Annotated in this window: 21 protein-coding genes and 1 pseudogene; 5 read left to right on the top strand and 17 right to left on the bottom strand. The window is 66.7% G+C overall.

Features of this window, described 5'->3' with window-relative positions; translation table 11 throughout:
- Window positions 1-27 precede the first annotated feature (27 nt).
- The 3 genes from ACZ5IQ_RS20870 to ACZ5IQ_RS20880 all read right to left on the bottom strand — a co-directional run bounded on the left by ACZ5IQ_RS20870 (window position 28) and on the right by ACZ5IQ_RS20880 (window position 3,192).
- On the bottom strand, window positions 28-1,170 hold the full coding sequence (locus tag ACZ5IQ_RS20870; RefSeq protein ID WP_464480197.1) for a ferredoxin reductase: 1,143 nt from the start codon (window positions 1,168-1,170) through the stop codon (window positions 28-30).
- 85 nt (window positions 1,171-1,255) lie between these two features.
- Window positions 1,256-1,765, bottom strand: a complete 510-nt coding sequence (locus tag ACZ5IQ_RS20875; protein WP_464481495.1) for a DUF6912 family protein — start codon at window positions 1,763-1,765, stop codon at window positions 1,256-1,258.
- Window positions 1,766-1,779: 14 nt separating this feature from the next.
- Window positions 1,780-3,192, bottom strand: coding sequence for a WS/DGAT/MGAT family O-acyltransferase (locus ACZ5IQ_RS20880; RefSeq protein WP_318984103.1), 1,413 nt, complete (start codon window positions 3,190-3,192; stop codon window positions 1,780-1,782).
- A 181-nt stretch (window positions 3,193-3,373) separates the two neighbouring features.
- Here ACZ5IQ_RS20880 and ACZ5IQ_RS20885 point away from each other — a divergent pair, with 181 nt between their 5' ends.
- Entirely contained in the window at window positions 3,374-3,874 is a 501-nt protein-coding gene (locus tag ACZ5IQ_RS20885) for an Rv3235 family protein (protein ID WP_318984102.1), read from the top strand.
- A gap of 5 nt (window positions 3,875-3,879) precedes the next feature.
- On the opposite strand, the gene secA is transcribed toward ACZ5IQ_RS20885, so the two are convergent.
- From secA to ACZ5IQ_RS20920, 7 genes are all read right to left on the bottom strand, one after another.
- Window positions 3,880-6,648 (bottom strand): preprotein translocase subunit SecA, encoded by a 2,769-nt coding sequence (gene secA, locus ACZ5IQ_RS20890; RefSeq protein WP_346416453.1) that lies wholly within the window; start codon window positions 6,646-6,648, stop codon window positions 3,880-3,882.
- 128 nt (window positions 6,649-6,776) lie between these two features.
- Entirely contained in the window at window positions 6,777-7,409 is a 633-nt protein-coding gene (gene hpf, locus ACZ5IQ_RS20895) for a ribosome hibernation-promoting factor, HPF/YfiA family (protein ID WP_464481496.1), read from the bottom strand.
- A 343-nt stretch (window positions 7,410-7,752) separates the two neighbouring features.
- A complete protein-coding gene (locus ACZ5IQ_RS20900) occupies window positions 7,753-8,382 on the bottom strand; it encodes a ComF family protein (protein WP_464480198.1) in 630 nt (209 codons plus the stop codon).
- 35 nt (window positions 8,383-8,417) lie between these two features.
- The gene (gene lpqB / locus ACZ5IQ_RS20905; protein WP_212806583.1) at window positions 8,418-10,178 is read right to left on the bottom strand and encodes an MtrAB system accessory lipoprotein LpqB; all 1,761 of its coding nucleotides are present in this window, start codon (window positions 10,176-10,178) and stop codon (window positions 8,418-8,420) included.
- Window positions 10,175-11,827 carry an MtrAB system histidine kinase MtrB gene (gene mtrB, locus ACZ5IQ_RS20910; protein ID WP_464480199.1) on the bottom strand — a complete coding sequence of 551 codons (1,653 nt, stop codon included), beginning with the start codon at window positions 11,825-11,827 and terminating at the stop codon, window positions 10,175-10,177. The genes lpqB and mtrB overlap by 4 nt, the downstream gene beginning before the upstream one ends.
- A 43-nt stretch (window positions 11,828-11,870) precedes the next feature.
- On the bottom strand, window positions 11,871-12,557 hold the full coding sequence (mtrA, locus tag ACZ5IQ_RS20915) for a two-component system response regulator MtrA (protein ID WP_020102929.1): 687 nt from the start codon (window positions 12,555-12,557) through the stop codon (window positions 11,871-11,873).
- A gap of 87 nt (window positions 12,558-12,644) precedes the next feature.
- On the bottom strand, window positions 12,645-13,274 hold the full coding sequence (locus ACZ5IQ_RS20920) for a dTMP kinase (RefSeq protein WP_406801411.1): 630 nt from the start codon (window positions 13,272-13,274) through the stop codon (window positions 12,645-12,647).
- Window positions 13,275-13,372: 98 nt separating this feature from the next.
- On the opposite strand from ACZ5IQ_RS20920, the gene dctA reads away from it, so the two are divergent.
- The 3 genes from dctA to ACZ5IQ_RS20935 all read left to right on the top strand — a co-directional run bounded on the left by dctA (window position 13,373) and on the right by ACZ5IQ_RS20935 (window position 15,974).
- Window positions 13,373-14,761: a C4-dicarboxylate transporter DctA gene (dctA, locus tag ACZ5IQ_RS20925; RefSeq protein WP_464480200.1), complete on the top strand. Its 1,389-nt coding sequence runs from the start codon at window positions 13,373-13,375 to the stop codon at window positions 14,759-14,761.
- A 112-nt stretch (window positions 14,762-14,873) separates the two neighbouring features.
- Entirely contained in the window at window positions 14,874-15,182 is a 309-nt protein-coding gene (locus tag ACZ5IQ_RS20930) for a YrhB domain-containing protein (protein WP_464480201.1), read from the top strand.
- Between the two features lie 540 nt (window positions 15,183-15,722).
- On the top strand, window positions 15,723-15,974 hold the full coding sequence (locus tag ACZ5IQ_RS20935) for a hypothetical protein (protein ID WP_464480202.1): 252 nt from the start codon (window positions 15,723-15,725) through the stop codon (window positions 15,972-15,974).
- Window positions 15,975-16,045: 71 nt separating this feature from the next.
- On the opposite strand, the gene ACZ5IQ_RS20940 is transcribed toward ACZ5IQ_RS20935, so the two are convergent.
- The gene (locus ACZ5IQ_RS20940) at window positions 16,046-17,833 is read right to left on the bottom strand and encodes an HNH endonuclease signature motif containing protein (RefSeq protein WP_464480203.1); all 1,788 of its coding nucleotides are present in this window, start codon (window positions 17,831-17,833) and stop codon (window positions 16,046-16,048) included.
- Between the two features lie 133 nt (window positions 17,834-17,966).
- Here ACZ5IQ_RS20940 and ACZ5IQ_RS20945 point away from each other — a divergent pair, with 133 nt between their 5' ends.
- Window positions 17,967-18,266, top strand: a complete 300-nt coding sequence (locus ACZ5IQ_RS20945) for a hypothetical protein (RefSeq protein WP_212806589.1) — start codon at window positions 17,967-17,969, stop codon at window positions 18,264-18,266.
- A gap of 6 nt (window positions 18,267-18,272) precedes the next feature.
- On the opposite strand, the gene ACZ5IQ_RS20950 is transcribed toward ACZ5IQ_RS20945, so the two are convergent.
- The 6 genes and pseudogenes from ACZ5IQ_RS20950 to ACZ5IQ_RS20975 form a co-directional block, all read right to left on the bottom strand.
- Window positions 18,273-20,117 (bottom strand): CocE/NonD family hydrolase, encoded by a 1,845-nt coding sequence (locus tag ACZ5IQ_RS20950; RefSeq protein ID WP_464480204.1) that lies wholly within the window; start codon window positions 20,115-20,117, stop codon window positions 18,273-18,275.
- Between the two features lie 17 nt (window positions 20,118-20,134).
- The gene (locus ACZ5IQ_RS20955) at window positions 20,135-20,656 is read right to left on the bottom strand and encodes a hypothetical protein (RefSeq protein ID WP_346416975.1); all 522 of its coding nucleotides are present in this window, start codon (window positions 20,654-20,656) and stop codon (window positions 20,135-20,137) included.
- Between the two features lie 267 nt (window positions 20,657-20,923).
- Window positions 20,924-22,384, bottom strand: coding sequence for an adenosylhomocysteinase (gene ahcY, locus ACZ5IQ_RS20960; RefSeq protein WP_346416976.1), 1,461 nt, complete (start codon window positions 22,382-22,384; stop codon window positions 20,924-20,926).
- A gap of 98 nt (window positions 22,385-22,482) precedes the next feature.
- Complete coding sequence (gene alkX, locus ACZ5IQ_RS20965; RefSeq protein WP_212806593.1) at window positions 22,483-23,139, bottom strand: TetR family transcriptional regulator AlkX; 657 nt, start codon at window positions 23,137-23,139, stop codon at window positions 22,483-22,485.
- The gene (locus ACZ5IQ_RS20970) at window positions 23,136-23,321 is read right to left on the bottom strand and encodes a rubredoxin (RefSeq protein WP_020102918.1); all 186 of its coding nucleotides are present in this window, start codon (window positions 23,319-23,321) and stop codon (window positions 23,136-23,138) included. The genes alkX and ACZ5IQ_RS20970 overlap by 4 nt, the downstream gene beginning before the upstream one ends.
- A gap of 71 nt (window positions 23,322-23,392) precedes the next feature.
- Window positions 23,393-23,554: pseudogene (locus ACZ5IQ_RS20975) on the bottom strand (rubredoxin); the annotation flags it as partial.

Genomic DNA, 23,554 nt, shown 5'->3' on the forward strand with positions numbered 1-23,554 from the left:
TCTATATTTCCCAGATCTGCGGTTTTGTTAAATATCCAGCACGCAGTCGCCGGCCGCAGCCGAAACGCACGTCTGCACCCGACTTCCGGGTTCCCGTTCCTCTCCGGTCCGCAGATCTCGCGCGTGCCCCTCCAGCAAACCCACCACGCAGGACTGACAGATACCCATCCGGCAGCCGAACGGCATCTGCACGCCCGCCTGTTCACCGGCCTCCATCAGCGATGTCGCCGCATCGGCGACGACGGTCTTTCCGCTGCGCTCGAACGTCACCGAACCACCGGTGCCCTCGACCGCAGCCCGCGATGCCGCGAAGCGCTCCAGGTGCAGCCGCACCCCGAGTCCCGCTGCCTCGTATTCACGCTCGGCGTCGTGCAGCATGGCCTCCGGGCCGCACGCCCACGCTTCGCGCGTCCGCCAGTCGGCGACTTCCTCGTCCAGCTTGGCCAGATCGAGGCGCCCCTCGGTACGGGTGGCCCGCACGCGCAACTGGTAGCTCGGGTGATCCTTGGCCAGCTTCGCCAGCTCATCGGCGAAGATGACGTCGGCCGCCGTCGGGGCCGAGTGCAGGTGGACGATGTCGGTGATCTGGTCCCGGCGCGCCAGGGTGCGCAGCATCGACATCACCGGGGTGATGCCCGAGCCGGCGGTCAGGAACAACACCTTGCCCGGCGCGGGGTCCGGCATGACGAACTCGCCCTGCGGCGCGGCCAGCCGCACGATGGTGCCGGGCGCCACGCCACCGACCAGGTGGGTCGACAGGAAGCCCTCGGGCATGGCCTTCACGGTGATGGTGATGGTGTGGTCACCGCGCGATTCCACCGGGCTCGACGTCAGCGAGTACGAACGCCACCGCCAGCGGCCGTCGACCAGCAGACCGATGCCGATGTACTGCCCCGGGTGGTAATCGAAGGAGAATCCCCAGCCCGGCTTGATCACCAGGGTTGCCGAATCCTCGGTCTCCCGGCGCACGTCGACGACCTTGCCGCGCAGCTCCCGTGCCGACCACAGCGGATTGACCAGCTTGAGGTAGTCGTCCGGCAACAGTGGTGTGGTGATGCGCCCGACGAGCGTGCGCAGCGCGTGCCAGCCCGGTCGCTCCTTGGCGCCGGCCACCGTGGGCCGCACCGTGTCGACCACATTGGCCGAGACCTTGATGGTGTTCTTGGCCACGTTCACTCCCGCTCGGTTGGTCGTCCTAACCTACGGTACCGTAACCTACGCTCAAGTAGCTACCCCTGCAGGCGAAGCGCAAGGGCTACAGCAGCTCCAACAAGAACGGTAACTCTTGAGCGGCGTACCACGCCAGATCATGATCCTGCGCATCTCCGACGGTGAGCTCGGCGTCCTCGTCGCCGAGGTCGGCAGCGTCCACGACGGCCACCGCAGCAAGCACCGCCGGCTCGGCCGCCGAGTTGTCGACGTACGCCGCGATCACATCGGCCAGCTTGACCGGCCCGGCCAGACGCACCACGGCGTCGTCCAGATCGGGGCGCACCGTCACACCCTCGGCCTCGGCCACCAGCACCGCCCGCCGCGGCGGCAAGCCGGCGTCCGCGCCGACCCCTTCGCCGGCCAGTAGCCGCAGCGACGCCAGTGCCGCTTCCTGCAGCGCGATCTCGCCCAGCTCGTCCTCGTCGCCGTGCGCGTACGCCTCACGCAGGGTCGGGGTCACCGCGAACGCGGTACCGCTGCGGGCCGGCATCACCCCGTCTGCCACGAGTTGCGTGAGCATGGCCAGGGTCGCCGGAATGTAGACGCGCACCAGGGCACTCTAAGCGATCAGCGCGCCGTCTCCCGCAGCTCGTCGAGCGCTTCGCGCAGCAGGCTGGGGAACACGTCGACGTCGCTCATGGCCTCGCGGTCGGCGTTGATGCCGTAGTACAGGCTGCCGTTGTACGACGTGATGCCGAGCGCCAGCACCTGATTGTTCAGCAGCGGTGGCACCGCGTAGGTGTCCAGCAGCTTGGTGCCCGCGACGTACATCTGCTTCTGCGCGCCCGGCACGTTGGTGATCAACAGGTTGAACTGCCGCGCCGGGAAACTCGTCGCGACCCGGGTGCCCATGGCGTGCAATGTCGGCGGCGCGAAACCCGACAGCGTGACGATGGTGCGCGCGTCGACCGGAGTGGTCGTGGTGGCCTGCGTCTCGGTGGCGTGCGCGATCTGGGACAGCCGCACGAGCGCGTTGTTCTCGCCCACCGGCAGGTCGACCAGGAACGGCGTCACCTCGCTGATCGCCTGCCCCGGGCCGGCGGTCTCGAGGTGGTCGGTTTCGGGATACACCGACATCGGCGCCATGGCCCGCACCGTCAGCCCCGTCGACACCGACTGACCGCGGGACATCAGCCAGTTCCGCAGCGCGCCCGTCACCACCGCCAGCACCACGTCGTTGACGTCGCAGTCGAAGCGCGTCCGCAGCTGGCGGTACTCCTCCAGCTCATGCTTGGCGACGGTGAACCGCCGGTTGCGGGACACGGTGGCGTTCAGCGGGCTGCTCGGGGCGGTACCCCGCACCAGCGTGCGCGCCATGTCGATGACCCGCCGGCCGGCCTCGACGAACTGTTCGGTGCTCGAGATCATGTCCGCCGCCGCCGACTGCACGGCGGCCAACTGCGCCGTCGGGCGCGTGATCCACTCCCCGATGGCGCCCAGCAGCAGCGAGGCATCGCTGGGCTCGCGGCCCGGGATCCAGATGTCCTCGCCGAACTCGGGGGGCTTCTGGGTCCGGTCGGCGATGACGTGCCCGATCTCCAGCGCCGTCATGCCGTTGACGAGCGCCTGGTGGGTCTTGGTGTAGATCGCCAGGCGATTGTCGGAGAGCCCTTCGACAAGGCACATCTCCCACAGCGGCCGCGTCTTGTCCAGCGGCCGCGAGCCCAGCCGGGCCACCAGATCGTGGAGCTGGGCATCACTGCCCGGAGACGGCAGCGCCGAGCGCCGGATGTGATAGGTGATGTCGAAGTCGCGGTCGTCGACCCAGACCGGCCGGGCCAGGCCCAGCGTGACCTCGCGGACCTTCTGCCGGTAGCGCGGAATCTGCGGGAGCCTGGCCTCGACGGTCGCCAGCAGCGTCTCGTAGCTCAGGCCGGCCCGCGGTCGCCGCAAGATGGACAGCGTCCCGACGTACATGGGTGTCGATGAGTCTTCCAGCCCGTAGAACGACGCGTCCGACGCCGACAACCGGGTCACCATGCAGCCGCTCCCCCTTCACCTCCTGAACGACCCCGTCACGGTATCCCCGGGACCGGTCACCCGCAGCACCGGATCGGCGAATTGGCGTCGAGCACCTGGTGAAACCGGTGCGATGATTTAGCGGTCTGCGACTCTCCAGCAGATGCGCCTCATGCACCGGACCGACCGCTGGAGAGATTTCATGACCGCATCGACCCGCATCGACGTCGACCTGACGGTGCCGATCGTCGACTACGAGCCCGCGCCGATCGAGACGGGCACGCCGGTCCGTGTCCCCAACCGGCTACAGGTGGTGGCCGATCCCGAACCGGATTGCGCCACCGGATCCGCTGTCGGGTCGCCGCTCGAGGTCGCGCCGCCCAGCGCCGCACTGATGTTCGCCGACGCCGCACTGCGCCGGGTCCTGGAGGTCAGCGACCGCCGGCGGCCGATGGCGCAAGTGCGCCCGCTGGTCACCGCCACGCTGTTCGACGCCATGTCGTCATGGCCCCGCCGCACCAGGACCGACGGCACCGCCGCGCTGCGCCGGGTGCGGCTACGCACCGCCCGCGAACAGGACGGGTCACCCACGGCCGTCGAGGTGTTCGCCACCTTCAGCCGCGGGCCACGACTGCATGCCGCCGCCGGACGCATCGAAATACTCGGCGGGCGTTGGCAATTCGTGGCCCTGCAGCTGGGTTGAGCGGGTCAGCGCCGCTTCTGCTTGCGCGCGGCCTCACGACGTTCCCGGCGTGAGCCCGGGCCCGCTGCGTGCCGGCCGCCCTCGCGACGAACCTCCGCGGACCCGTCCTCGGCCGGGCCGCTGTAGGTCATGGCCGGGGCCTTGTCCTCAATTCCCTTGGCGCGCAACGCGGCCGGCGCGGCCTGCTCTTGGGCGGCGTTCTGCTCGGCCTCCGCGGCGAACTGCGCGAGCCCCTGCGGCGCGGCGACCGGAGCCACCTGCGGCGCCTGCTGAGCCTCGACCTGCACGTTGAACAGGAAGCCGACCGACTCCTCCTTCAACCCTTCGAGCATGCCCGTGAACATGTCGAAGCCCTCGCGCTGGTACTCGACCAGCGGGTCGCGCTGCGCCATGGCCCGCAGGCCGATGCCCTCCTTGAGGTAGTCCATCTCATAGAGGTGCTCGCGCCACTTGCGGTCGATGACGTTCAGCAGGACGCTGCGTTCCAGCTGCCGCATGGCACCGGGACCGGCGATGGCCTCCAGGTCGGCTTCGCGCTTGGCGTAAGCCTTTTCGGCGTCGGCGATCAGCGCGTCGCGCAGCTCTTCCTGGGTCAGCTCGCCCGGCTCACCGACAGCATCGGAGTCGATCAGGTTGTGGTAGTCCAGACCCACCGGGTACAGCGTCTTGAGCGCGTCCCACAACTTGGCCAGATCCCAGTCCTCGGCATAGCCCTCGGCGGTGGCGCCGTCGACGTAGGCGGTGATGACGTCGACCAGCATCTTGTGGGCCGTGTCCTGCACGTCCTCACCCTCGAGGATCGCCCGGCGCTCGCGGTAGATGACCTTGCGCTGCTGGTTCATCACCTCGTCGTACTTGAGGACGTTCTTGCGGACCTCGAAGTTCTGCTGCTCGACCTGGGTCTGCGCGCTCTTGATCGCGCGGGTCACCATCTTGGCCTCGATCGGCACGTCGTCCGGCAGGTTCAGGCGGGTCAGCAGCGCCTCGAGGGTGGCGCCGTTGAACCGGCGCATCAGCTCGTCGGACAGCGACAGGAAGAACCGGGACTCGCCCGGGTCACCCTGACGGCCGGAGCGACCGCGCAGCTGGTTGTCGATACGGCGGGACTCGTGGCGCTCGGTGCCCAGCACGTACAGACCACCGACCTCGCGGACCTTCTTGGCCTCTTCCTCGACCAGCTCCTTGACCTTGGGCAGCTCCTCGTGCCAGGCCGCCTCGTACTCGTCGGGCGTCTCGACGGGGTCCAGGCCACGCTTGCGCAGCCGCGCGTCGGCGATGAAGTCGACGTTGCCGCCCAACACGATGTCGGTCCCGCGACCGGCCATGTTGGTGGCGACCGTGACGGCCTTCAGCCGGCCGGCCTCGGCGATGATGTTCGCTTCCTGCTCGTGGTACTTGGCGTTGAGCACGTTGTGCGGGATGCGGCGCTTGGTGAACTGCTTGGACAGGTACTCCGACCGCTCCACGCTGGTGGTACCGATCAGGACCGGCTGGCCCTTCTCGTAGCGCTCCTGCACATCGTCGACGACGGCGATGTACTTGGCCTCTTCGGTCTTGTAGATCAGGTCGGACTGGTCCTGGCGGATCATGGGCCGGTTGGTGGGGATCTGCACCACGCCCAGCTTGTAGATCTCGTGCAGCTCAGCGGCCTCGGTCTCGGCCGTACCGGTCATACCGGACAACTTGTCGTAGAGACGGAAGTAGTTCTGCAGCGTGATGGTGGCCAGGGTCTGGTTCTCGGCCTTGATCTCGACGTGCTCCTTGGCCTCGATGGCCTGGTGCATGCCCTCGTTGTAGCGGCGGCCGACCAGCACGCGGCCGGTGAACTCGTCGACGATGACGACCTCGCCGTCGCGGACGATGTAGTCCTTGTCGCGCTGGAACAGTTCCTTGGCCTTGATGGCGTTGTTCAGGTAGCTGACCAGCGGTGAGTTGGCGGCCTCGTAGAGGTTGTCGATGCCGAGCTGGTTCTCGACGAACTCCACACCGGCCTCGTGCACACCGATGGTGCGCTTGCGGATGTCGACCTCGTAGTGGACGTCCTTCTCCATCAGCGGCGCGATGCGCGCGAACTCGGTGTACCAGTTCGATGCGCCGTCGGCCGGGCCCGAGATGATCAGCGGGGTACGGGCCTCGTCGATGAGGATCGAGTCGACCTCGTCGACGATGGCGAAGTTGTGGCCGCGCTGCACCATGTCGTCGACCGAGTGCGCCATGTTGTCGCGCAGGTAGTCGAAGCCGAACTCGTTGTTGGTGCCGTAGGTGATGTCGGCGTTGTACGCGGCGCGACGTTCTTCCGGCGTCAGCTGCGACAGGATGACCCCGACCTCCAGGCCGAGGAAGCGGTGCACACGGCCCATCCACTCGCTGTCGCGCTTGGCCAGGTAGTCGTTGACGGTGACGACGTGCACGCCCTTGCCCGAAAGGGCATTGAGGTAGGCCGGGAGCACACAGGTCAGGGTCTTGCCCTCACCGGTCTTCATCTCGGCGACGTTGCCGTAGTGCAGCGCGGCGCCGCCCATCACCTGGACGTCGAAGTGGCGCTGGTCCAGCACACGCCAGGCCGCCTCGCGGGCAACGGCGAAGGCTTCGGGCAGCAGGTCGTCGAGCGATTCGCCGTCGGCGATGCGCTTCTTGAATTCTTCGGTTTTGCCGCGCAGCTCGTCGTCGGACAGCTTCTCGACGTCATCGGACAAGGTGTTGACATAGGCGGCGACCTTTTGCAGGCGCTTGACCATGCGACCTTCACCGATGCGGAGCAACTTCGACAGCACGCTTTTCCCCTGTGGGTCTGGAACGGATATACGTCAGCGGGTTAGACCTGACCATCGTAGGTGACCGGGGGAATCGGCAGATAAGAGTGCGCCCCCGGCGGTTCAGCCGGGGGCGCATCACTGGAAATTCAGGACAGGCGGATCAATCCGTAGTCGTAGGCGTGTCTGCGGTAGACCACAGACGGCCGGTCGCTCTCCTTGTCGTGGAACAGGAAGAAGTCGTGTCCGACCAGCTCCATCTCGTACAGCGCGTCGTCGACCGTCATCGGGTTGGCCGGGTGCTCCTTGACCCGGACCACCTGACCCGGAATGTGGTCGTCGACCTCGGCGGCGGCCGTCTCGTTCGACAGCGCCGGCAGGTCCTCGGGCGGGACGATGGACGTGGCCTCGGCAAGACTCACCGGGGTCTTGTCGCCATAGTGAATCTTGCGGCGGTCCTTGCTGCGCCGGAGGCGGTTCTCGAGTTTGCCGACGGCCGATTCGAGGGCCGCATAGAAGCTGTCCGCACAGCCTTCGCCACGAACGACCGGCCCGCGGCCGCGTGCCGTGATCTCGACATGCTGGCAGTTCTTGCGCTGGCGCCGGTTCTTCTCGTGGTCGAGTTCGACATCGAACAGGTAGATGGTGCGATCGAAGCGCTCCAATCGAGCGAGCTTCTCGGAAACGTAGATGCGGAAGTGTTCGGGGACCTCGACGTTGCGGCCCTTGACGACGACGTCGGCGTGCGGTTCGGGCGCAGGCTCGGTGTCGTCGGCAAACATGGTCGAGCGGGCAGAATCCACGGATTGGGTTGTCATGCTTAGCAACTCGCTTCTCTCTCGCAGTGCACGTGTGGCTCTTCTTGCACACGGTCTGAACTACGCGCCGAGCGGGTCTGCAAGTCGCCGCAGCCCGGCGCAAGGTGTTGACTACTCACCTCCTACCGCTGTCAGCGATTTGGTACCGAGTGAATATGTCGGTACCGCCGTGAGGCTTCACGGGTGGTTGCAGCCGACGGTAGTCCGAGTTCACCTAGTCGTGCCACCGATTTCGCATACCGGTTTTGAGAACTTCATATCGAGTTGATGTAGGTACTGCTCCGGCCGTGTCGTGCCGTCTCGAGGCTCACGCGTGTGCTATTGCGAGCACCGCCGCCACCTGTGCTCCGGATGTTTGCAGGACCCGAACGGCCTCGGCCGCCGTCGTCCCCGTCGTCACCACATCGTCGAACACGATGGCCTCCCCCACCACCGGTGCACGCTGTCGAACCCGGCCGCGGATGTTGCGCTGTCGTTGCGCACTGGAAAGGCCGACGGAGTCACGGGTGAAGGCCCGCATGGCCAACGCCGGTTCGACCGTGACGCCCGGAAGAGCTGCGGCCGCGGCGCGGGCGATCTTCGCGACGGGGTCGCCGCCGCGGCGCCGGGCCGCCAGGCTGCGGGTCGGCGCGGGCACCACCGTCAGCGGCGGCACGATCAGGCCCCAGACGATCAGCGTGCGCAGCGCCGCGGCGACGGCGTCGGCGAGCGGTGCGACGACATCGGTGCGGCCATGTTCTTTGAGCCCGACGACGGCCCGCCTTCTGGCCCCGGCGTAGCGCCCGAGCGCGAACACCGGGACGCCGGGGTCCTCCCGCGGCGAGACGACGTGCGGCTCGTCGGGGCGGACGGTCAGTTCCGCCGCGCAGGCGGGGCACCAGCGGGTCGACGGCGCACCGCAGCCACCGCATTCGACGGGCAGGACGAGGTCGAGCATGAGGCCAGCATGGCGCGGGGGTACGACAGATTGATTCAGCCAGGAAGCACGGGCAGTGCGCCCGCGACCATCAGCGGCCGGACATCGGTCCACATGAGGTTGTTGTCCGCTGCCGAACCCGACAGCTGGAGCACGCCACGTTGGTCGGCGAGGTACACCGTCGAGGTGTTCGCGGCAACGGTCGACACCGGGACGACCAGGTTCCGGGTGGGCCCGTCGGAGTTCACGCCGTCGAGGTTGACGTACGACACGGGGTGCGCGCCGTCGGTGCGGGTCACGACGATGTCGTCGCCGGTGCGCCAGGACAGCGACAGCGCCGTGTTGCCCAGGCCGAAACCGAGCCGGCGTGGATAGGTGAGCGCGAGCTGGCCGCCCTCACGCTGCTCGACGCTGGCCAGGATCACCTGGCCGTTGATCACCATCGCGGCGCGGGTGGCGTCCCGCGACAACTGCAGCGCGCTGATCGGACCGGGGAATTTGGTGGCCACTGCCGACGAGTCGACAGGAATGCGGGCGGGTTGGCCTGACGCCGCCTCCTGGATCGCGCGCACGACGTTGGCGCCGTCGACGACGATCCAGATGGCGTCGTCGAGCGACCAGCTGGGACGCGACAGCGTGTGCGCGTCGAGCGCCTGTGCGGCGTCGCCGTTGACCGGACCCACCCACAGCGACTGCGCCATGTCCGGGGCACCGGGCCGCAGCGTCACCACCGAGGCGACCTCCTGCCCGCTGCGCGACAACGCCGCCGAGGTCTGGCCCGGCAGTTGGCCGAACGCCCCGGCGACCCGCGGCGCGTTGTCACCTTCCAGCGATACCAGCGATCCCCCGGCCAGAGCATGCAGTCCGGCCGCGGCGCCGGGGTCGGCACCAGGGTCGGTGGCCGCGACGTCGGAGGTGTTCCAGCCTTCGGCGAAGCGGTCGTCGAGGGCGGCGCCGTCGGCGTTGATCACGTACGGGCCGTTGACCCCGGCCCGGAACAGCGTCCAGATGATCTGCGCCGCAAGTAGTTGCCGGCTGTGCGGGTCGGTGGTCGACAGGCTCTCGAGGTCGATGCGGGCGCCGCCGTAGCCGCGGCCGACACCGGTCTTGCCGCCGTCGGCACGGGTCACCGGACCCCGCAACCGGAGCGGTGCGGCCATCAGATTCCGTACGCTGCTTGCCATCTCGGGCCGCGGCCCGGACAGCAGCTTGGTGACGAGTTCGGTGGCGAGCTGGTCCGGGTCGGACACTGCGACGTAGCGCGGGTCGGGCACGACGGTCTTGCCGGTCGGGTCGACGAAGTACAGCGTGTCGCGTTTGTAGGTGGACTGGAACTGTTGCCAATCCAGGAACACCCCGTTGGGCAGCTTGTCGATGCGCCAGCCCCGCGGCGTCTTCACCAGATCGATGGGGCCTGGGTCGGGCAGCGCGCCCTCCCCCGTCTCGAACACCCCGACGTCCGACAGCGAGCCCAGGATGTCGGCGTGCATCGTCACCGAAACCTTGTCCGTGCCACGGGTTTCCACGAACACGACGCGGTCGATCAGCAGGGCACTGCCGGCGTCGTCCCACGAGCGGGATGCCGATTCGGTGAGGAACTGGCGTGCCGCCAGGTGCCGGTTCGCGGGATCGGCGGTGGCTTTGAGGAATTCGCGCAGCAGCAGGTCGGGATCCATGCCGGGTGACGGCGTCGGCAGGTTGCGCGGCGCCGGCCGGTCGACGGTGCCCACGGCCTGCGGCGCCGACGAACTGGGCACGCCGGCGCACCCCGTCAGGACCAGCATCAGCACTGCGCAGAGCGCCAGTGCCCCTCTCATGATGGGTCCCCCGCGGGCAGCTCGCCGGACGAGAGAGCCGTAACCGATTTGGGCCCAGTGGGTTTGAGAGGCAGCGGGCTGGTGGTCACCTTGTGGCCGCGCACCAGCGGCAGCGTGAGCCGGAAGCAGGCGCCGTGGCCGGGTTCGCCCCAGGCTTCCAGCCGGCCCTGGTGCAGGCGGGCATCCTCGATGCTGATGGCCAGGCCGAGGCCGGTGCCGCCGGAGCGCCGCACCCGCGAGGGGTCAGAGCGCCAGAACCGGCTGAACACCATCTTCTCCTCGCCCGGTCGCAGACCCACGCCGAAATCGCGGACCGTCACTGCCACGGTATCCACATCGGCGGCCATCTTGATCTGAACGGGCTTCTTCTCCGCATGGTCGATCGCGTTGGCGATGAGGTTGCGCAGGATCCGCTCGACGCGGCGCGGATCCACCTCGGCGATGACGGCCTCGTCCGGAAGGTGCACGGCGAGTTTGATGTTTGCGTCGTCGGCCAGGTGGCCGACGTTGTCGAGCGCGCTCTGCACGGTGTCGCGCAGGTCGACCGATTCCACCGACAGTTCGGCCACACCGGCGTCGTGCCGGGAGATTTCCAGCAGATCGGCCAGCAGTGTCTCGAAGCGGTCGAGTTCGTTGACCATCAACTCCGTCGAGCGCCGCAGCGCCGGGTCGAGTTCCTCGCTGTGGTCGTAGATGAGGTCCGCGGCCATGCGGACCGTCGTCAGCGGCGTCCGCAGCTCGTGGCTGACGTCAGAGGTGAAGCGGCGCTGCAGGTTTCCGAACTCTTCGAGCTGGGTGATCTGCTTATGCAGGCTCTCGGCCATGTCGTTGAACGACACCGCCAGACGCGCCATGTCGTCCTCACCGCGTACGGGCATGCGCTCGGTGAGGTGTCCCTCGGCGAACCGCTCGGCGATGCGCGACGCCGACCGCACCGGCAGCACGATCTGCCGGGCCACCAGCAGCGCGATGGCGGCGAGCAGACCCAGCAGCACGATGCCACCGGTGGCCATGGTGCCGCGCACCAGCGCGATGGTGCTCTCTTCGTTGCCCAGCGGAAAGATCAGGTACAGCTCGAGGTTGGTGACCTGCGACGAGGTCGGGCTGCCGACGATCAGCGCGGGACCGGAGAATCCGTCGGTGTGGACGGTCGCGTACTGGTAGCTGACCTGGCCCGCTTTGACGAAGTCGCGCAACGAGTTCGGAATCTCGCCCACCGGCCCGGCCGATGTGGCCGCGCGCGGACCGTCACCCGGTACCACCAGCACCGCGTCGAACGCACCGGCCAGCCGCGAGCCCGAATCGACCTTGCGGTCGATGAGGGTGTTGCGTGCCAGCTGCAGGCTGCTGTTCAGCGAGCGCGTCTCCTCGCCGCCGACGATGCCGCTCACCGTCGTGCGGGCGTGCTCGACCTCTTCGGTGCCGGCGCGGACCTTGGCTTCGAGGATGCGGTCGGTGATCTGGCTGGTCAGCACGAAACCCAGCACGAGGATGACGGCAAGGGACAACCCCAGCGTCAGGGAGACCACGCGCAGTTGCAGCGAGCGGCGCCAGGCATAGCCGACCACCCGGCCGACAGCGCCCAGCCCGCGCACGAAAGCGCCCGAGCCGAAACCGCCACGGATACGCCGTCGGGATCCCCAGATCACCGGCGCCCTACGGTCTCAGGCTCGGGCTTGACGAGCCGTCCGATCACGGCGGTCCGGCCTTGTATCCCACTCCTCGAACGGTGAGCACCACCTGCGGGTTCTCCGGGTCCTTCTCGACCTTGGCCCGCAGCCGCTGCACGTGGACGTTCACCAGGCGGGTGTCTGCCGGGTGGCGGTAGCCCCACACCTGTTCGAGCAGCACGTCACGAGTGAAGACCTGGCGCGGCTTCCGGGCGAGGGCCACGAGCAGGTCGAACTCCAGCGGAGTCAGCGAAATCTGCTCACCCTGGCGGGTCACCTTGTGGGCCGGCACGTCGATGTCGACGTCGGCGATGGACAGCATCTCTGCCGGCTCGTCGTCGTTGCGGCGCAACCGCGCCCGCACCCGCGCCACCAGCTCCTTCGGCTTGAAGGGCTTCATGACGTAGTCGTCGGCGCCGGACTCCAGGCCCAGCACCACGTCGACCGTGTCGGTCTTGGCGGTCAGCATGACGATCGGCACGCCAGAGTCGGCGCGCAGCACACGGCACACGTCGATGCCGTTCATTCCGGGCAGCATGAGGTCCAACAGCACCAGATCCGGGCGCAGCTCGCGGACCGCGGTCAGCGCCTGGCTGCCGTCACCGATGACGGCGGTGTCGAAGCCTTCGCCCCGCAGCACGATGGTGAGCATCTCGGCCAGAGATGGGTCGTCGTCGACGACCAGAATGCGTTGCCTCATGGCGTCCATGGTGTCACCAGATCGCGATAAAGCTGTGATCTCCGATGGGTGTTTTGCCTCTTACCTGACAACTCGCTGGTAGACGAGGCGGCCAGATCACCCCAGCAGCGTTGTGGCCAGCTCCCCCGGGTCGACGTCCGGGGCGACCAAAGCCCAACGGCCGACCCAGTTTTCGGCCGCGAGCGCGGTGTACACCGCGGCCGTGCGGCCCTGCAGGCCACCGTCGCGCTCGTAGGCGTCGCGGGTTCGCGTCGCGTCCTGAGCTTCCCGGCGTGCCGCCCGCTCTGCGGCGAGATCGGTCGGCACATTGAGATAGAGCTGCCAGTCCGGCACCGGCAGCGCCAACCGCTCGAACTCCAACTCCCGCACCCAGGCGACGACGTCCCCGCCCGCCCCCTGATGCAGCCGGGCCGCGCTGTAGGCGGCGTTGGACGCAACGTAGCGGTCGAGGATCACAACATCGTGCGCGTCGTTCAATGCGGCGATCTCGGCCTTGGCGCCCGCGCGGTCGAGCGCGAACAGCATCGCCATGGCGTACACCGAATCGGCGAGGTCGCCGTGCCGGCCATGGAGCGCCTCGGCGGCGATATCCGCCTCGACCGAGCGGCCGTACCGCGGGAACGCCACGGTGGTCACCGACTTCCCGCGGGCCTCGAACTGCGCCCGCAGACCCTGGGTCAGCGTGTTCTTCCCCGCACCATCGACGCCTTCGATTGCGATCAGCACGTGGCGAGACTAATTGCTGGATTCGATATATCTCATGCGCGACGTCACAGAAACATCGCAGAAATCGCGCGGTGACGCCCGATCAGTACTTTCGCGCGATGGCGACCACCATGCAACCGCCCAAAAGCGAGATGATCCGGCTCGCGAACAAGCCTCCTTGGTACACGTCGCTTTTCGTGCAGCTGCTCGTCGCGATCGTCGCCGGCATCCTCGTCGGCTGGCTGCAGCCCAAGGTCGGCGCCGACCTCAAGCCGCTCGCCGACGGCTTCATCAAGCTGATCAAGATGCTGATCGCGCCGATCATCTTCTGCACCGTCGTGCTGGGCATTGCGCACGTCGGCGACCTCAAGTCCGTCGGCCGGATCGGCGTGAAAGCGTTGATCTACTTCGAGGCGGTGACCACCTTCGCGCTGCTCTTCGGGCTGGTCGTCGGCAACATCGTCAAACCCGGGGCCGGTTTCCACGTCGACGCCGCCACGCTGGCGTCCGGGGCCGACGCGATCGCGAAGAAGACCCAGAACAAAGAGCTGCCGCACACCGTCGATTTTCTGCTGAACATCATCCCCGAGTCGGTGTTCAAGGCGTTCACTGAGAACAACCTGCTCCAGGTCCTGTTCTTCGCCGTCCTGTTCGGGCTGGCGTTGGCAAAGTTCGGCGAGAAGGGCCCGCCCGTCATCCTCGAGATCGTCGACCATCTGAGCCACGTGTTCTTCACGGTCATCGGCTGGGTGATGCGACTGGCGCCCATCGGCGCCTTCGGGGCGATGGCCTACATCATCGGCCAGTACGGCATCGGCTCCCTGAGCAGTTTCGCCAAACTGATCGGCGCTTGCTACCTCGCCGCCGTCTTGTTCATCGTGGTGCTCGCGGTCGTTGCGAAGGTCTTCGCGGGAGTGAACCTGTGGAAGTTCGTCGTGTACATCAAGGACGAGCTGTTCCTTGCGCTCGGCACCGCTTCCACCGAGGTTGTGCTGCCGCGCATCATGGCCAAGCTGACCAATGCCGGATGTTCACGCACCACAACGGGTCTGGTGGTGCCGACGGGCTACTCGTTCAATCTCGACGGAGCGACCCTCTACCTCTCGATCTGTGTGCTGTTCCTGGCCCAGGCATTGGGCGTGAACCTGAGCCTGGGTGAGCAGATCACCGCGGTGCTGGTACTGATGCTGACGTCCAAGGGCATGGCCGGCGTTCCCGGGTCCTCATTCCTCGCGCTGTCAGCGACCGTCGCCGCCATCGGCCACGGCGCCATCCCGGTCGCCGCGGTGGCCCTGCTCCTGGGCGCCGACCGCATCATGGACTCGATGCGCGTCTCGGTGAACTTGCTGGGCAACTGTGTCGCAACCTTCGTGGTGGCCAATTGGGAGGGGCAGCTCGACAAAGACCGTCTGTGCAAAGTGCTCGACGGCCAAGACGTCCCACCACTCGACGAGCCTGACCCGATCGAAGACGGGGCCGCACGCGGTCCTTCTAAGTCCGCGACCTGATCGATATCAGCTCAGAGTCCTTCGACCGTCATGCCTGCGGCTTCCGGGTGCGCGGTAGAGGTGAGCGCTACGTTGAACGACGTGCCACATATGCGATCAGTCGTGACCAAGCATGGCTGAAATCGGTATCGATGCTGAGCGAGCCAAGGTCATCGTGGAAGCAATTCTCGCCGAAAATAAGGCCAACGGAGGCGTGCCCTGCGTACTGGCCGGAGAACCCGTCGACTACGAATTTTGGTGGGTGCAGGGATACCAAAGTCGAGCATTCATCGAAGATGATGATGCGAACGCAATTCTCGTCGGCAACGGACCAATAGTCGTTCCGAAGGACGGCTCGGCACCATTCCAGCTCTCGAGCGCACTGCCCGCCGCGGTACAGATGGAACGTATTCGTGCGGCACAGCCGGACTCCGGTAAGTGATTCTCACGCCTGCATGAGGGCTGCGACGTTGCACAGACCCTTCCCGGCGACGTGGGTGTACCGGTCTGCATCGGACTCATGGGTGAACACAGCTCTGCGGCCAGCGACTCCCACAGACCACCCAAAAGCGTCATGCTTCGGCCTCAAGCCTTCGGCCGCGCCAGCTGGCAAGATGTCGCCCAACCCATGATCAGCACGCCAAATGCTCCCCAAACACATCAGGACGTATGCGTCGGCGTCCGAAAGATTGTCGAATCGACCGCGCGTCGAGGCATTTCCGCGGTCTGTTTTCACTACGAGATACCCGGTGCCATCACGCCGGACTTCATATCCGATCTCCATGCCGGCCCAGCCGTGGACGACCTGAGTGTCTGAGGCATGAAGCCGAAGCAGCATCCCTGCCCTTGCGGCCCACTCCGACAATAGTTCGGTGTCCTCCACGAGCCCATTCTGCCGAATTGTGTCAACAGCCGAGCGTCCCACTATCGACGGACAACGACCCGAGTCGCCGCGACCACCTATGACCCAAGGAGACCAAACGTGACGCTCACCGAATTGGCGAGAGCTCTGGAATCGATCGGCATCTCACCTGCGACAGTCGCGCTCGGTGGACATGCGGACTACGCGTGGTCTGTTGAGCAATCACCTGAAGGTAGGTGGGAAGTGTATTGGTACGAGCGAGGCACCAAAAACGTTTTGGTCCAACTTCATACGGAATCGGATGCCTGCTTCCAACTCCTCGGACGCTTGACCTACAGTCAGCTGCTGGCTGGCGTCATCGGGGTGAAGTAGCCCTCTACCCGTGAGCGACACGCGTGAATACCCCTGAAAGTCATGCCTTTTCAGGGGTATTCACGCCGCAGTTACAGTGGCGGTGGGATGTCTTGTTGCTCTGCTGATTCGGCGGCCGCCGCGGCTTCTGCGGCTTCTGCGGCTTCGCGTTCTTGGCGTTCTTTGCGCCGGCGGGCGAAGGCTTCTTGGGCGGCTTCGCGCTCGTCGATATCGGCTTGGTTGAGGGCGCGTTCGTAGGCGATCTGCTGGGCCTGGTTCTGGGCGCGGGTGCGGCGCCGGATGGGCATCATGACGCCCCGGCCGGGAGCCGCGGTGGTGTCCAGATCGGTGTCCTGTGGTGGTGGGTTCGGCAATGGGGTGTCGGTGACCGTGCGGGGAAACAGGATTCGGCTTTCGGGCACGCTGATGTAGGTGTGGCCGGTGGGTGCGATCCACACAATCGTCCCGTCAGGCTGTTGACGGTCCTGCCACCCATCCGGCCCGCCGTAAAACGTTTTCAGCAGGTGGTGTTTGCGGCACTTCGGGCTCAGGTTGCCCGGATGCGTCGGCCCGACCGGCCACGGAATCGTGTGGTCGATATCGGAAGCGGTGGCGGGCTGATCGCAGCCCGGGAACATGCATGTCATGGCCCGCACCCGGACGAACTCATCCATCGCCGCCGACGGCCGGTACCGCGACACCTCGCCCAGATCCGCAGCCGAGGCGACGGTGCGCACTTTCGCGCCCCGGGCCACCAGATCGGCGAGCACCGCCGGGGGCACCACACCGCCGCCGAGGACATAACCGACCGGGGTGCATACCGGCGCCGGGGGCTTGGTAGAAGTCGGAGCGGAAGTCGGGACCGGCGGGTGCGCCGCATGAGCTTCAGGGGTGGGCATGGGCGCCATGTCATCCGCCGGCGCGGGCTCAGGCTCGGGCGCGGCCTCGTTCACGAGTGCGGGCTCAGGCTCGGGCGTGAACACCGGCTCAGGCGCGGGCTGATTTGGCGCCGCAGTCGGAGGCGCGGCCGGATCCCCGTGCAACAGCGGATCCGTCACCGGCACCGGCAGCCGATCGGTGAGCACATGAATCACCACCGCCGCCGCCCGGGCATCAGGCCCAGCCGCAGGGCAATCCGGATTGCCGCACTGGCACACCAACCGATCCCCACGAGCCGCCAACACCCCCAACGCGTCAGCCCGCCGCTGCCCGAACGTCCGCGGATCGTCCTCACACACCTGCCGCGCCATCTCGTTCAGCACCCGATCCAGCAACTCCGCATCGGTGGCCAACAGCGCACCCCAGATCGAGGCCACCCCGGTCTCATCATCGGGCTTGCCGACCCCGACCCCACGCCGGCGCGCGGCCGAGCGCACCTTCAAAACGGCGGCCGGGTCGAACTTCTGCACCCAACCGTCGATCTTGCGTTCAATCTTCTTGCGCGACAACCCCGCCCACTCCGACAACGCCCCCGCCAACGCAACATCGATCACCGCCAGCGTATTGGGATCCTCCACCAGGCGGGTACGCCAACAGATCGTCCCGACCGTCCGCGCCGACACCCCACCATCGGCGAACACCGCCGCCACCCGAGGTAGCCGGAACCGCAACGCGACCGCAATCGACAACTGCCCCGACGCTTCGCGCTTCCCGATCCCCAGCGCCGCTCCGACTTCGGCGACCGCAGCATCCCAGCCATCACAGGCCCACCACTGCCGGCCATCTTCGTCATCGACACGCAACGCCACCAGATCAGCGATCGCCCGAAACTTCCCGCACTCCGCCACATTCGACACCCGCGCGAAATGAACCACCGCATCGACCACGGAGGCATCGTGAACCAGCACACCGCCGGCCCCGACACCCATATGTTCGAACATATGTTCGAGTCTACCGCCAGATCCGACAAATGTCACGAAAACGGCGAACACACCGATAACCCCTTCAGGACACAATCGAACGTTTTCCATCGCTCCTACGTGTCATTGGGTATAGGACCGGAAGGACCCTGAGATGCGTACTGCACTAATAACTCTCATAGCTCTCACCACCACTGCTGCCGTACTGGCCCCCGCCGCGCCGGCAGCCGCCGAGTCGGCGATTGTCACCATCGGCCAGCTGGAGGCCGAGGGATTCCACGTGAATGTCGACCGGGTCGGTACCGCGCCGCTCGATCAGTGCGTGGTGACCAGCGTCCGCAACCCGCAGGAGCAGACCCGGCTCATCCGGGTGGACGGCCCCGGCAACCGGGACCAGATCATCCGCGTGGTGGTACGACGGACCATCACAGTGTCGCTGGACTGCAGTCGCTAGCCGGACTCAGTTCGCGATCACCGGCAACGTGATCGACGACGGATGGGCGGCGTCGTGCAGGATGGTCTGCGTCGCAACGACGGTCGCCGCATCCCGCCCGAACGGCGCACCGGTGTTGGGATTCGGCGCGAACTGCGGGTAGTCGCTGCTGGAAATCTCGACCCGCACCCGGTCCCCTGGCTTGAGTTGGTAACTGGTGGGCCAGATTTGGATGCGGTACTGGTACGGCTGGCCGGGGACGATCGGCGTCGGCGCCGACAACGAGTCCCGGAACGACGCCCGGATGATGCCGTTGTTCAGGTTGACGGCCGTCCCATCGGGCTTGACCACCACCAGCTTGGCCGTGAAATCGGTATCCACAGCTGAAGATTGGGCCCACAGCGAGACGGTGGCCGCCCCGGTGATCTCGGTGTCCCGGGTCACCGGGTCGCCGGTGTACACCAGCACATCGGATCGCTGTTCGACCGGCGTCTGGTCGTACGGCCCTTGCGGACCGGACTTCGCACCACAACACGAGTGCCCACCCAGGCTCGGTGCCGGATTGAGCGGGTCGTAGGTGTAGGTGTCGGGCGGTTGTGGTCCGGGCAGCACCGGCAACAGCTTGCCGTCGCGGTCCGCGATGCCGCCGGAGCCCGAGAGGTAGTAGTTGATCCATTGCGTCTGCGGCAGTGGCCAATTGGCGGCCATCTTCCAGGCGTTGACACCCATGGTGAAGTAGTCGACGCGCGGCTTGCCCGCCACACCGTTGTCGACGCCCTTCAGGAAGTGGTCGAACCAGGCCAGCATCAGCTCGTTGATCGGGCTGTTGCCCACCGCTCCAATGTCTTTGAGCATCGGTGCGGGCTCGGAATCAGCTCGACCCCACGCGACGTGGTCCCACGGCCCGATGACCAGACGCTGGTTCGTACGCGCGAAGTCGTTGCCACCGTGGGCCACCATCCCGGCGAAGTTCTCCACACCGCCGGCCAGGAACGCGTCGTACCAGCCCTCGAAGTGCAGCACCGGAATTCGCACCGCCGGATACCGGTCGCGAATGCTGACCTGCTGCCAGAAGGCGTCGCGCGTGTTGTGCCGAACCCAGTCGAAGTACCACGGCGCCACCGCCGGATTGTGGGGCTGCATCGGCGGAAGCTCCTGCTGTGGGCGGAAATTCAGCCATCGCGTCGGATCGGCGCCGGCGTCCCGCAACAGCCGCTCGGCTTCGGCGTCCCGGCGGTTCTGCGCGGCGCCAAGCGCAATCGACTCGATGGCCCACGGCTGCACGAACGCCAGCCGGAACTCGCCGCCCTCGTAGGTCCAGCCGTCGTAGTAGTCGGACGCGGTGTTGGCGGGCGCGATCGTCACCAGATGCGGCGGCGCCGTCACCGCTGCAAGCCATTGCGTCGCACCGACGTACGACGATCCGTACATCGCCACCTTGCCGTTCGCGCCGGGCAGACCGGCGGCCCATTCGACGGTGTCGTAGCCGTCGGCCATGTCATTGGTGAACTCACTGAACACCCCGCCGGAGCTCCCCTGGCCCCGAACGTCCTGCACGACAACGAGATAGCAGTGCGAGGCGAACCAATCCGGCGGTTCGTAGCGCTCCGGCGACGTCTGCGCCCCGGACTTGCCGTACTGCGTCCGCATCAGCAATACCGGCACCGGCTCAGCGGTTCGAGGGCGATAGACGTCGGCGCGCAGGACGACGCCGTCGCGCATGGTGGCGCCGACATCGCGTTCGGTATCGACGGCGCACGAGCCCCGGCCCGTCGCAGCAGGGAATGGAGAAGCGGGCGGACGGTCCGCGCCACAGGCAGCCAGCAGAGCCAGCACCACCACGAACGCCGTCACGCGGATCAGAGCGCGCACGCCACCACGCTAGACGGTTACGACGGCGCGGGTCCGCCCGACTTCGTCGTCAGCACCAGGACGTTCGCGTCGCGGTCGAGGAACGCCTGCGTGGTCATGCCCGAACCGGAGAAGTGGTTGTTGAGTTCGGGCCCCGACAGGTACGGACCGCCGGGCAGTTCCGGCTGCAGAATCTTCTGCACCGTCGGCCGCCGATCGGTGTCGGCCGGGTGGTATTCGGCGATCAATCGAGTGGTCTCCGCCGGGGGCAGCTTGATCACCGCGTCGATCCAGTTGACCTTGCCGGCCAGGCTGGGATCGCCACTGTTGTTCCAGGTGACCCACACCGCCTCGTCAGGCTTGCGCAACTGCGGGAACTGCCAGACCAGCTGCTGCACGTCATGCCGGACCATCTCGGGCGGTATCGGCGGGCCCTTCACCGCAGGCGACGCGGAGCCGAAGCTGTCCAGGCTGCCGAGGTTGACGCCGTCGCAGCCGGTCAACGTGACGCCGACCACAGCCAGCAACGCGATGCGTCTTTCCCATCGGTTCTTCCGCATGGCCGACGTCCCTTCACGAGGGTGCCCTGGTGTGCGGAAATTCTAACGCCGAGATCCGCTAACCAGCAGATCTTCAGCAAACATCTGAGTGTGGCGCAGAACACAAAATTATCGCCCAGTGCAATATATCGGCGCCGCTCGTGCCTGCGGTCAGCTAATTCGTCGATGTGTGCCGAGCCCGGAAAATGCGAAAACCCCCAATTCCCGTGGGAATTGGGGGCTTTCGAGTGTGCTCACGCGAACAGCGCAAACAGACCGCGAACAGACTCAGTAGCGGTAGTGCTCCGGCTTGTACGGGCCGTCGACGTCGACGCCGATGTACTCGGCCTGCTCCTTGCTGAGCTTGGTCAGCGTGCCACCGAGAGCCTCGACGTGGATACGCGCGACCTTCTCGTCGAGGTGCTTGGCCAGGCGGTAGACCTCGTTGTCGTACTCGTCGTTCTTGGTCCACAGCTCGATCTGGGCGATGACCTGGTTGGAGAACGAGTTCGACATCACGAACGACGGGTGGCCGGTCGCGTTGCCCAGGTTGAGCAGACGGCCCTCGGACAGCACGATGATCGACTTGCCGGTGTCACCGAAGGTCCAGAGGTCGACCTGCGGCTTGATGTTCAGCTTGGTGGCACCCGACTTCTCGAGGGCCGCCATGTCGATCTCGTTGTCGAAGTGGCCGATGTTGCCCAGGATGGCCTGGTTCTTCATGGCCTTCATGTGCTCGAGCAGGATGATGTCGAAGTTGCCGGTCGCGGTGATGACGATGTCGGCCTCGGGGATGCCCTGCTCGACGGTGACGACGTCGAAGCCGTCCATCAGCGCCTGCAGCGCGTTGATCGGGTCGATCTCGGTGACCGCGACGCGCGCGCCCTGGCCGGCCATCGACTCGGCACAACCCTTGCCGACGTCGCCGTAGCCACAGATCAGCACCTTCTTGCCACCGATCAGCACGTCGGTGCCGCGGTTGATGCCGTCGATCAGCGAGTGGCGGGTGCCGTACTTGTTGTCGAACTTGCTCTTGGTGACCGAGTCGTTGACGTTGATGGCGGGGAACGCCAGCTCCCCCGCGGCGGCGAACTGGTACAGCCGCAGCACGCCGGTGGTGGTCTCCTCGGTGACACCCTTGACTGACTCGGCGATCTTGGTCCACTTGGTCTTGTCGTTCTCGAAGCCCTTGCGCACGAGCTCCAGGAAGACCTTCCACTCGGCCGAGTCGTCTTCCTCGGCCGGGGGCACGACGCCCGCCTTCTCCCACTGCGCACCGCGCAGCACCAGCATGGTGGCGTCGCCGCCGTCGTCCAGGATCATGTTGGCCGGCTCGCCGTCCCAGGTGAGCATCTGCTCGGCGCACCACCAGTACTCCTCCAGCGTCTCGCCCTTCCAGGCGAAGACCGGGGTGCCCTTGGGCTCCTCGACGGTGCCGTGCGGGCCGACGACGACGGCCGCGGCCGCGTGGTCCTGGGTGGAGAAGATGTTGCACGACGCCCAGCGCACCTCGGCGCCCAGCGCGGTCAGCGTCTCGATCAGCACGGCGGTCTGCACGGTCATGTGCAGCGAGCCGGAGATGCGCGCGCCCTTGAGCGGCTGCACGTCGTGGTATTCGCGGCGAAGCGCCATCAGGCCGGGCATCTCGTGCTCGGCGAGGCGAATCTCCTTGCGGCCGAACTCGGCCTCGGACAAATCGGCGACCTTGTAGTCGATGCCGTTACGGACGTCTGCCTTCAATTCCGTCATGGATTAGAGCCCCATTCATTCGTTCCACTGGAGTGACCCCATGGCCTGCGGGCTCGCGGGACAGGCGCCAGGAAACAACTCGAATGGCGCGCTGACGGCTACGGGGTATCCCCACTACCGTAACGGTCGGCGAACGGCGTCATGAGCCGGGCCAGGTCAGCGGCCACATCGTGGTCCGCTTCCGGCGGCATTGACACGTAACTGATCGCCAGCCGGACGATCGCCCGCGCGAGCACCCCGGCGTCGTCGTCGGAAATCTGCACCCAGCTGCCGCGGAACGCCTCGGTGAGACGCTTCGAACAGTGCGAGATGATCGGCGCGCTGTCGGTGGTGATGATCTGCAGCAGATCGGGTTTGGCGACACCGGTCAGCAACGAGATGACGAGCGGATCGGACGCCGACTCGGTGAAGAACATCCGGAAGCCCTGCAGGAACGCGGACTCGATGTCGCCGACGTTGGCGTAGATGGCGTGCTCGACGGCGTCGACCAGGCGGTCGGCGAGGCGCATCGCGTACCCCTCGGCCAGGCCCTGGCGCGAGCCGAATTCGTTGTAGATCGTCTGTCGGCTGATGCCGGCGGCGCGCGCGACGTCGGACAGCGTGATCGACGACCAGTCCTTGGCCAGCAACAGTTCTCGCATGCCGTCCAGGATCGAGTGCCGCAGCAGGACCCGTGACGCCTCGGCGTACGGCACCCGAGGTGCCGCAGGGCGCGGCCCCTCGGGTCCGTCCGGTACTGCGGCCGCGGCGGTCACGACGCCACGACCTCCACCATGTCGAAGTCGGATTTGGCGGCGCCGCAGTCGGGGCAGCTCCAGTCCTCGGGGATGTCGGCCCAGCGGGTGCCCGGGGCGATGCCGTCCTCCGGCCAGCCCTTCTCCTCGTCGTACTCGAAGCCGCACTGCAGGCAGACGAACTTCTTGAACGGCTCGCTCATGAACTCACTCCTACTCCGTCGTTTCCCGTCGCTGCGCTCGCCCCGGGGCTGTTTCCCGTCGCTGCGCTCGCCCCGAAGGGCTCGAAATCGATCTTCTCGCGCACCGCGCAGTCCGGGCAGCACCAGTCGTCGGGAACATCGTCCCACGCCGTGCCTGCCGGGAAACCTTCACGCGGAGCGCCTTTGGCCTCGTCATAGACATAACCACAGCCCGGGCATTGGTAGGCACTCAT

The organism is Mycobacterium toneyamaense, from assembly GCF_055384815.1.

Excerpts from the sequence above, each read along its gene's own strand:
- ACZ5IQ_RS20880 (WP_318984103.1), bottom strand. The coding sequence starts at position 3,192 with ATGGTGACCCGGTTGTCGGCGTCGGACGCGTCGTTCTACGGGCTGGAA.
- ACZ5IQ_RS20885 (WP_318984102.1), top strand. The coding sequence starts at position 3,374 with ATGACCGCATCGACCCGCATCGACGTCGACCTGACGGTGCCGATCGTC.
- hpf (WP_464481496.1), bottom strand. The coding sequence starts at position 7,409 with ATGTTTGCCGACGACACCGAGCCTGCGCCCGAACCGCACGCCGACGTC.
- ACZ5IQ_RS20900 (WP_464480198.1), bottom strand. The coding sequence starts at position 8,382 with ATGCTCGACCTCGTCCTGCCCGTCGAATGCGGTGGCTGCGGTGCGCCG.
- lpqB (WP_212806583.1), bottom strand. The coding sequence starts at position 10,178 with ATGAGAGGGGCACTGGCGCTCTGCGCAGTGCTGATGCTGGTCCTGACG.
- mtrA (WP_020102929.1), bottom strand. The coding sequence starts at position 12,557 with ATGGACGCCATGAGGCAACGCATTCTGGTCGTCGACGACGACCCATCT.
- dctA (WP_464480200.1), top strand. The coding sequence starts at position 13,373 with ATGGCGACCACCATGCAACCGCCCAAAAGCGAGATGATCCGGCTCGCG.
- ACZ5IQ_RS20930 (WP_464480201.1), top strand. The coding sequence starts at position 14,874 with ATGGCTGAAATCGGTATCGATGCTGAGCGAGCCAAGGTCATCGTGGAA.
- ACZ5IQ_RS20940 (WP_464480203.1), bottom strand. The coding sequence starts at position 17,833 with ATGTTCGAACATATGGGTGTCGGGGCCGGCGGTGTGCTGGTTCACGAT.
- ACZ5IQ_RS20945 (WP_212806589.1), top strand. The coding sequence starts at position 17,967 with ATGCGTACTGCACTAATAACTCTCATAGCTCTCACCACCACTGCTGCC.
- ACZ5IQ_RS20955 (WP_346416975.1), bottom strand. The coding sequence starts at position 20,656 with ATGCGGAAGAACCGATGGGAAAGACGCATCGCGTTGCTGGCTGTGGTC.
- ahcY (WP_346416976.1), bottom strand. The coding sequence starts at position 22,384 with ATGACGGAATTGAAGGCAGACGTCCGTAACGGCATCGACTACAAGGTC.
- ACZ5IQ_RS20970 (WP_020102918.1), bottom strand. The coding sequence starts at position 23,321 with ATGAGCGAGCCGTTCAAGAAGTTCGTCTGCCTGCAGTGCGGCTTCGAG.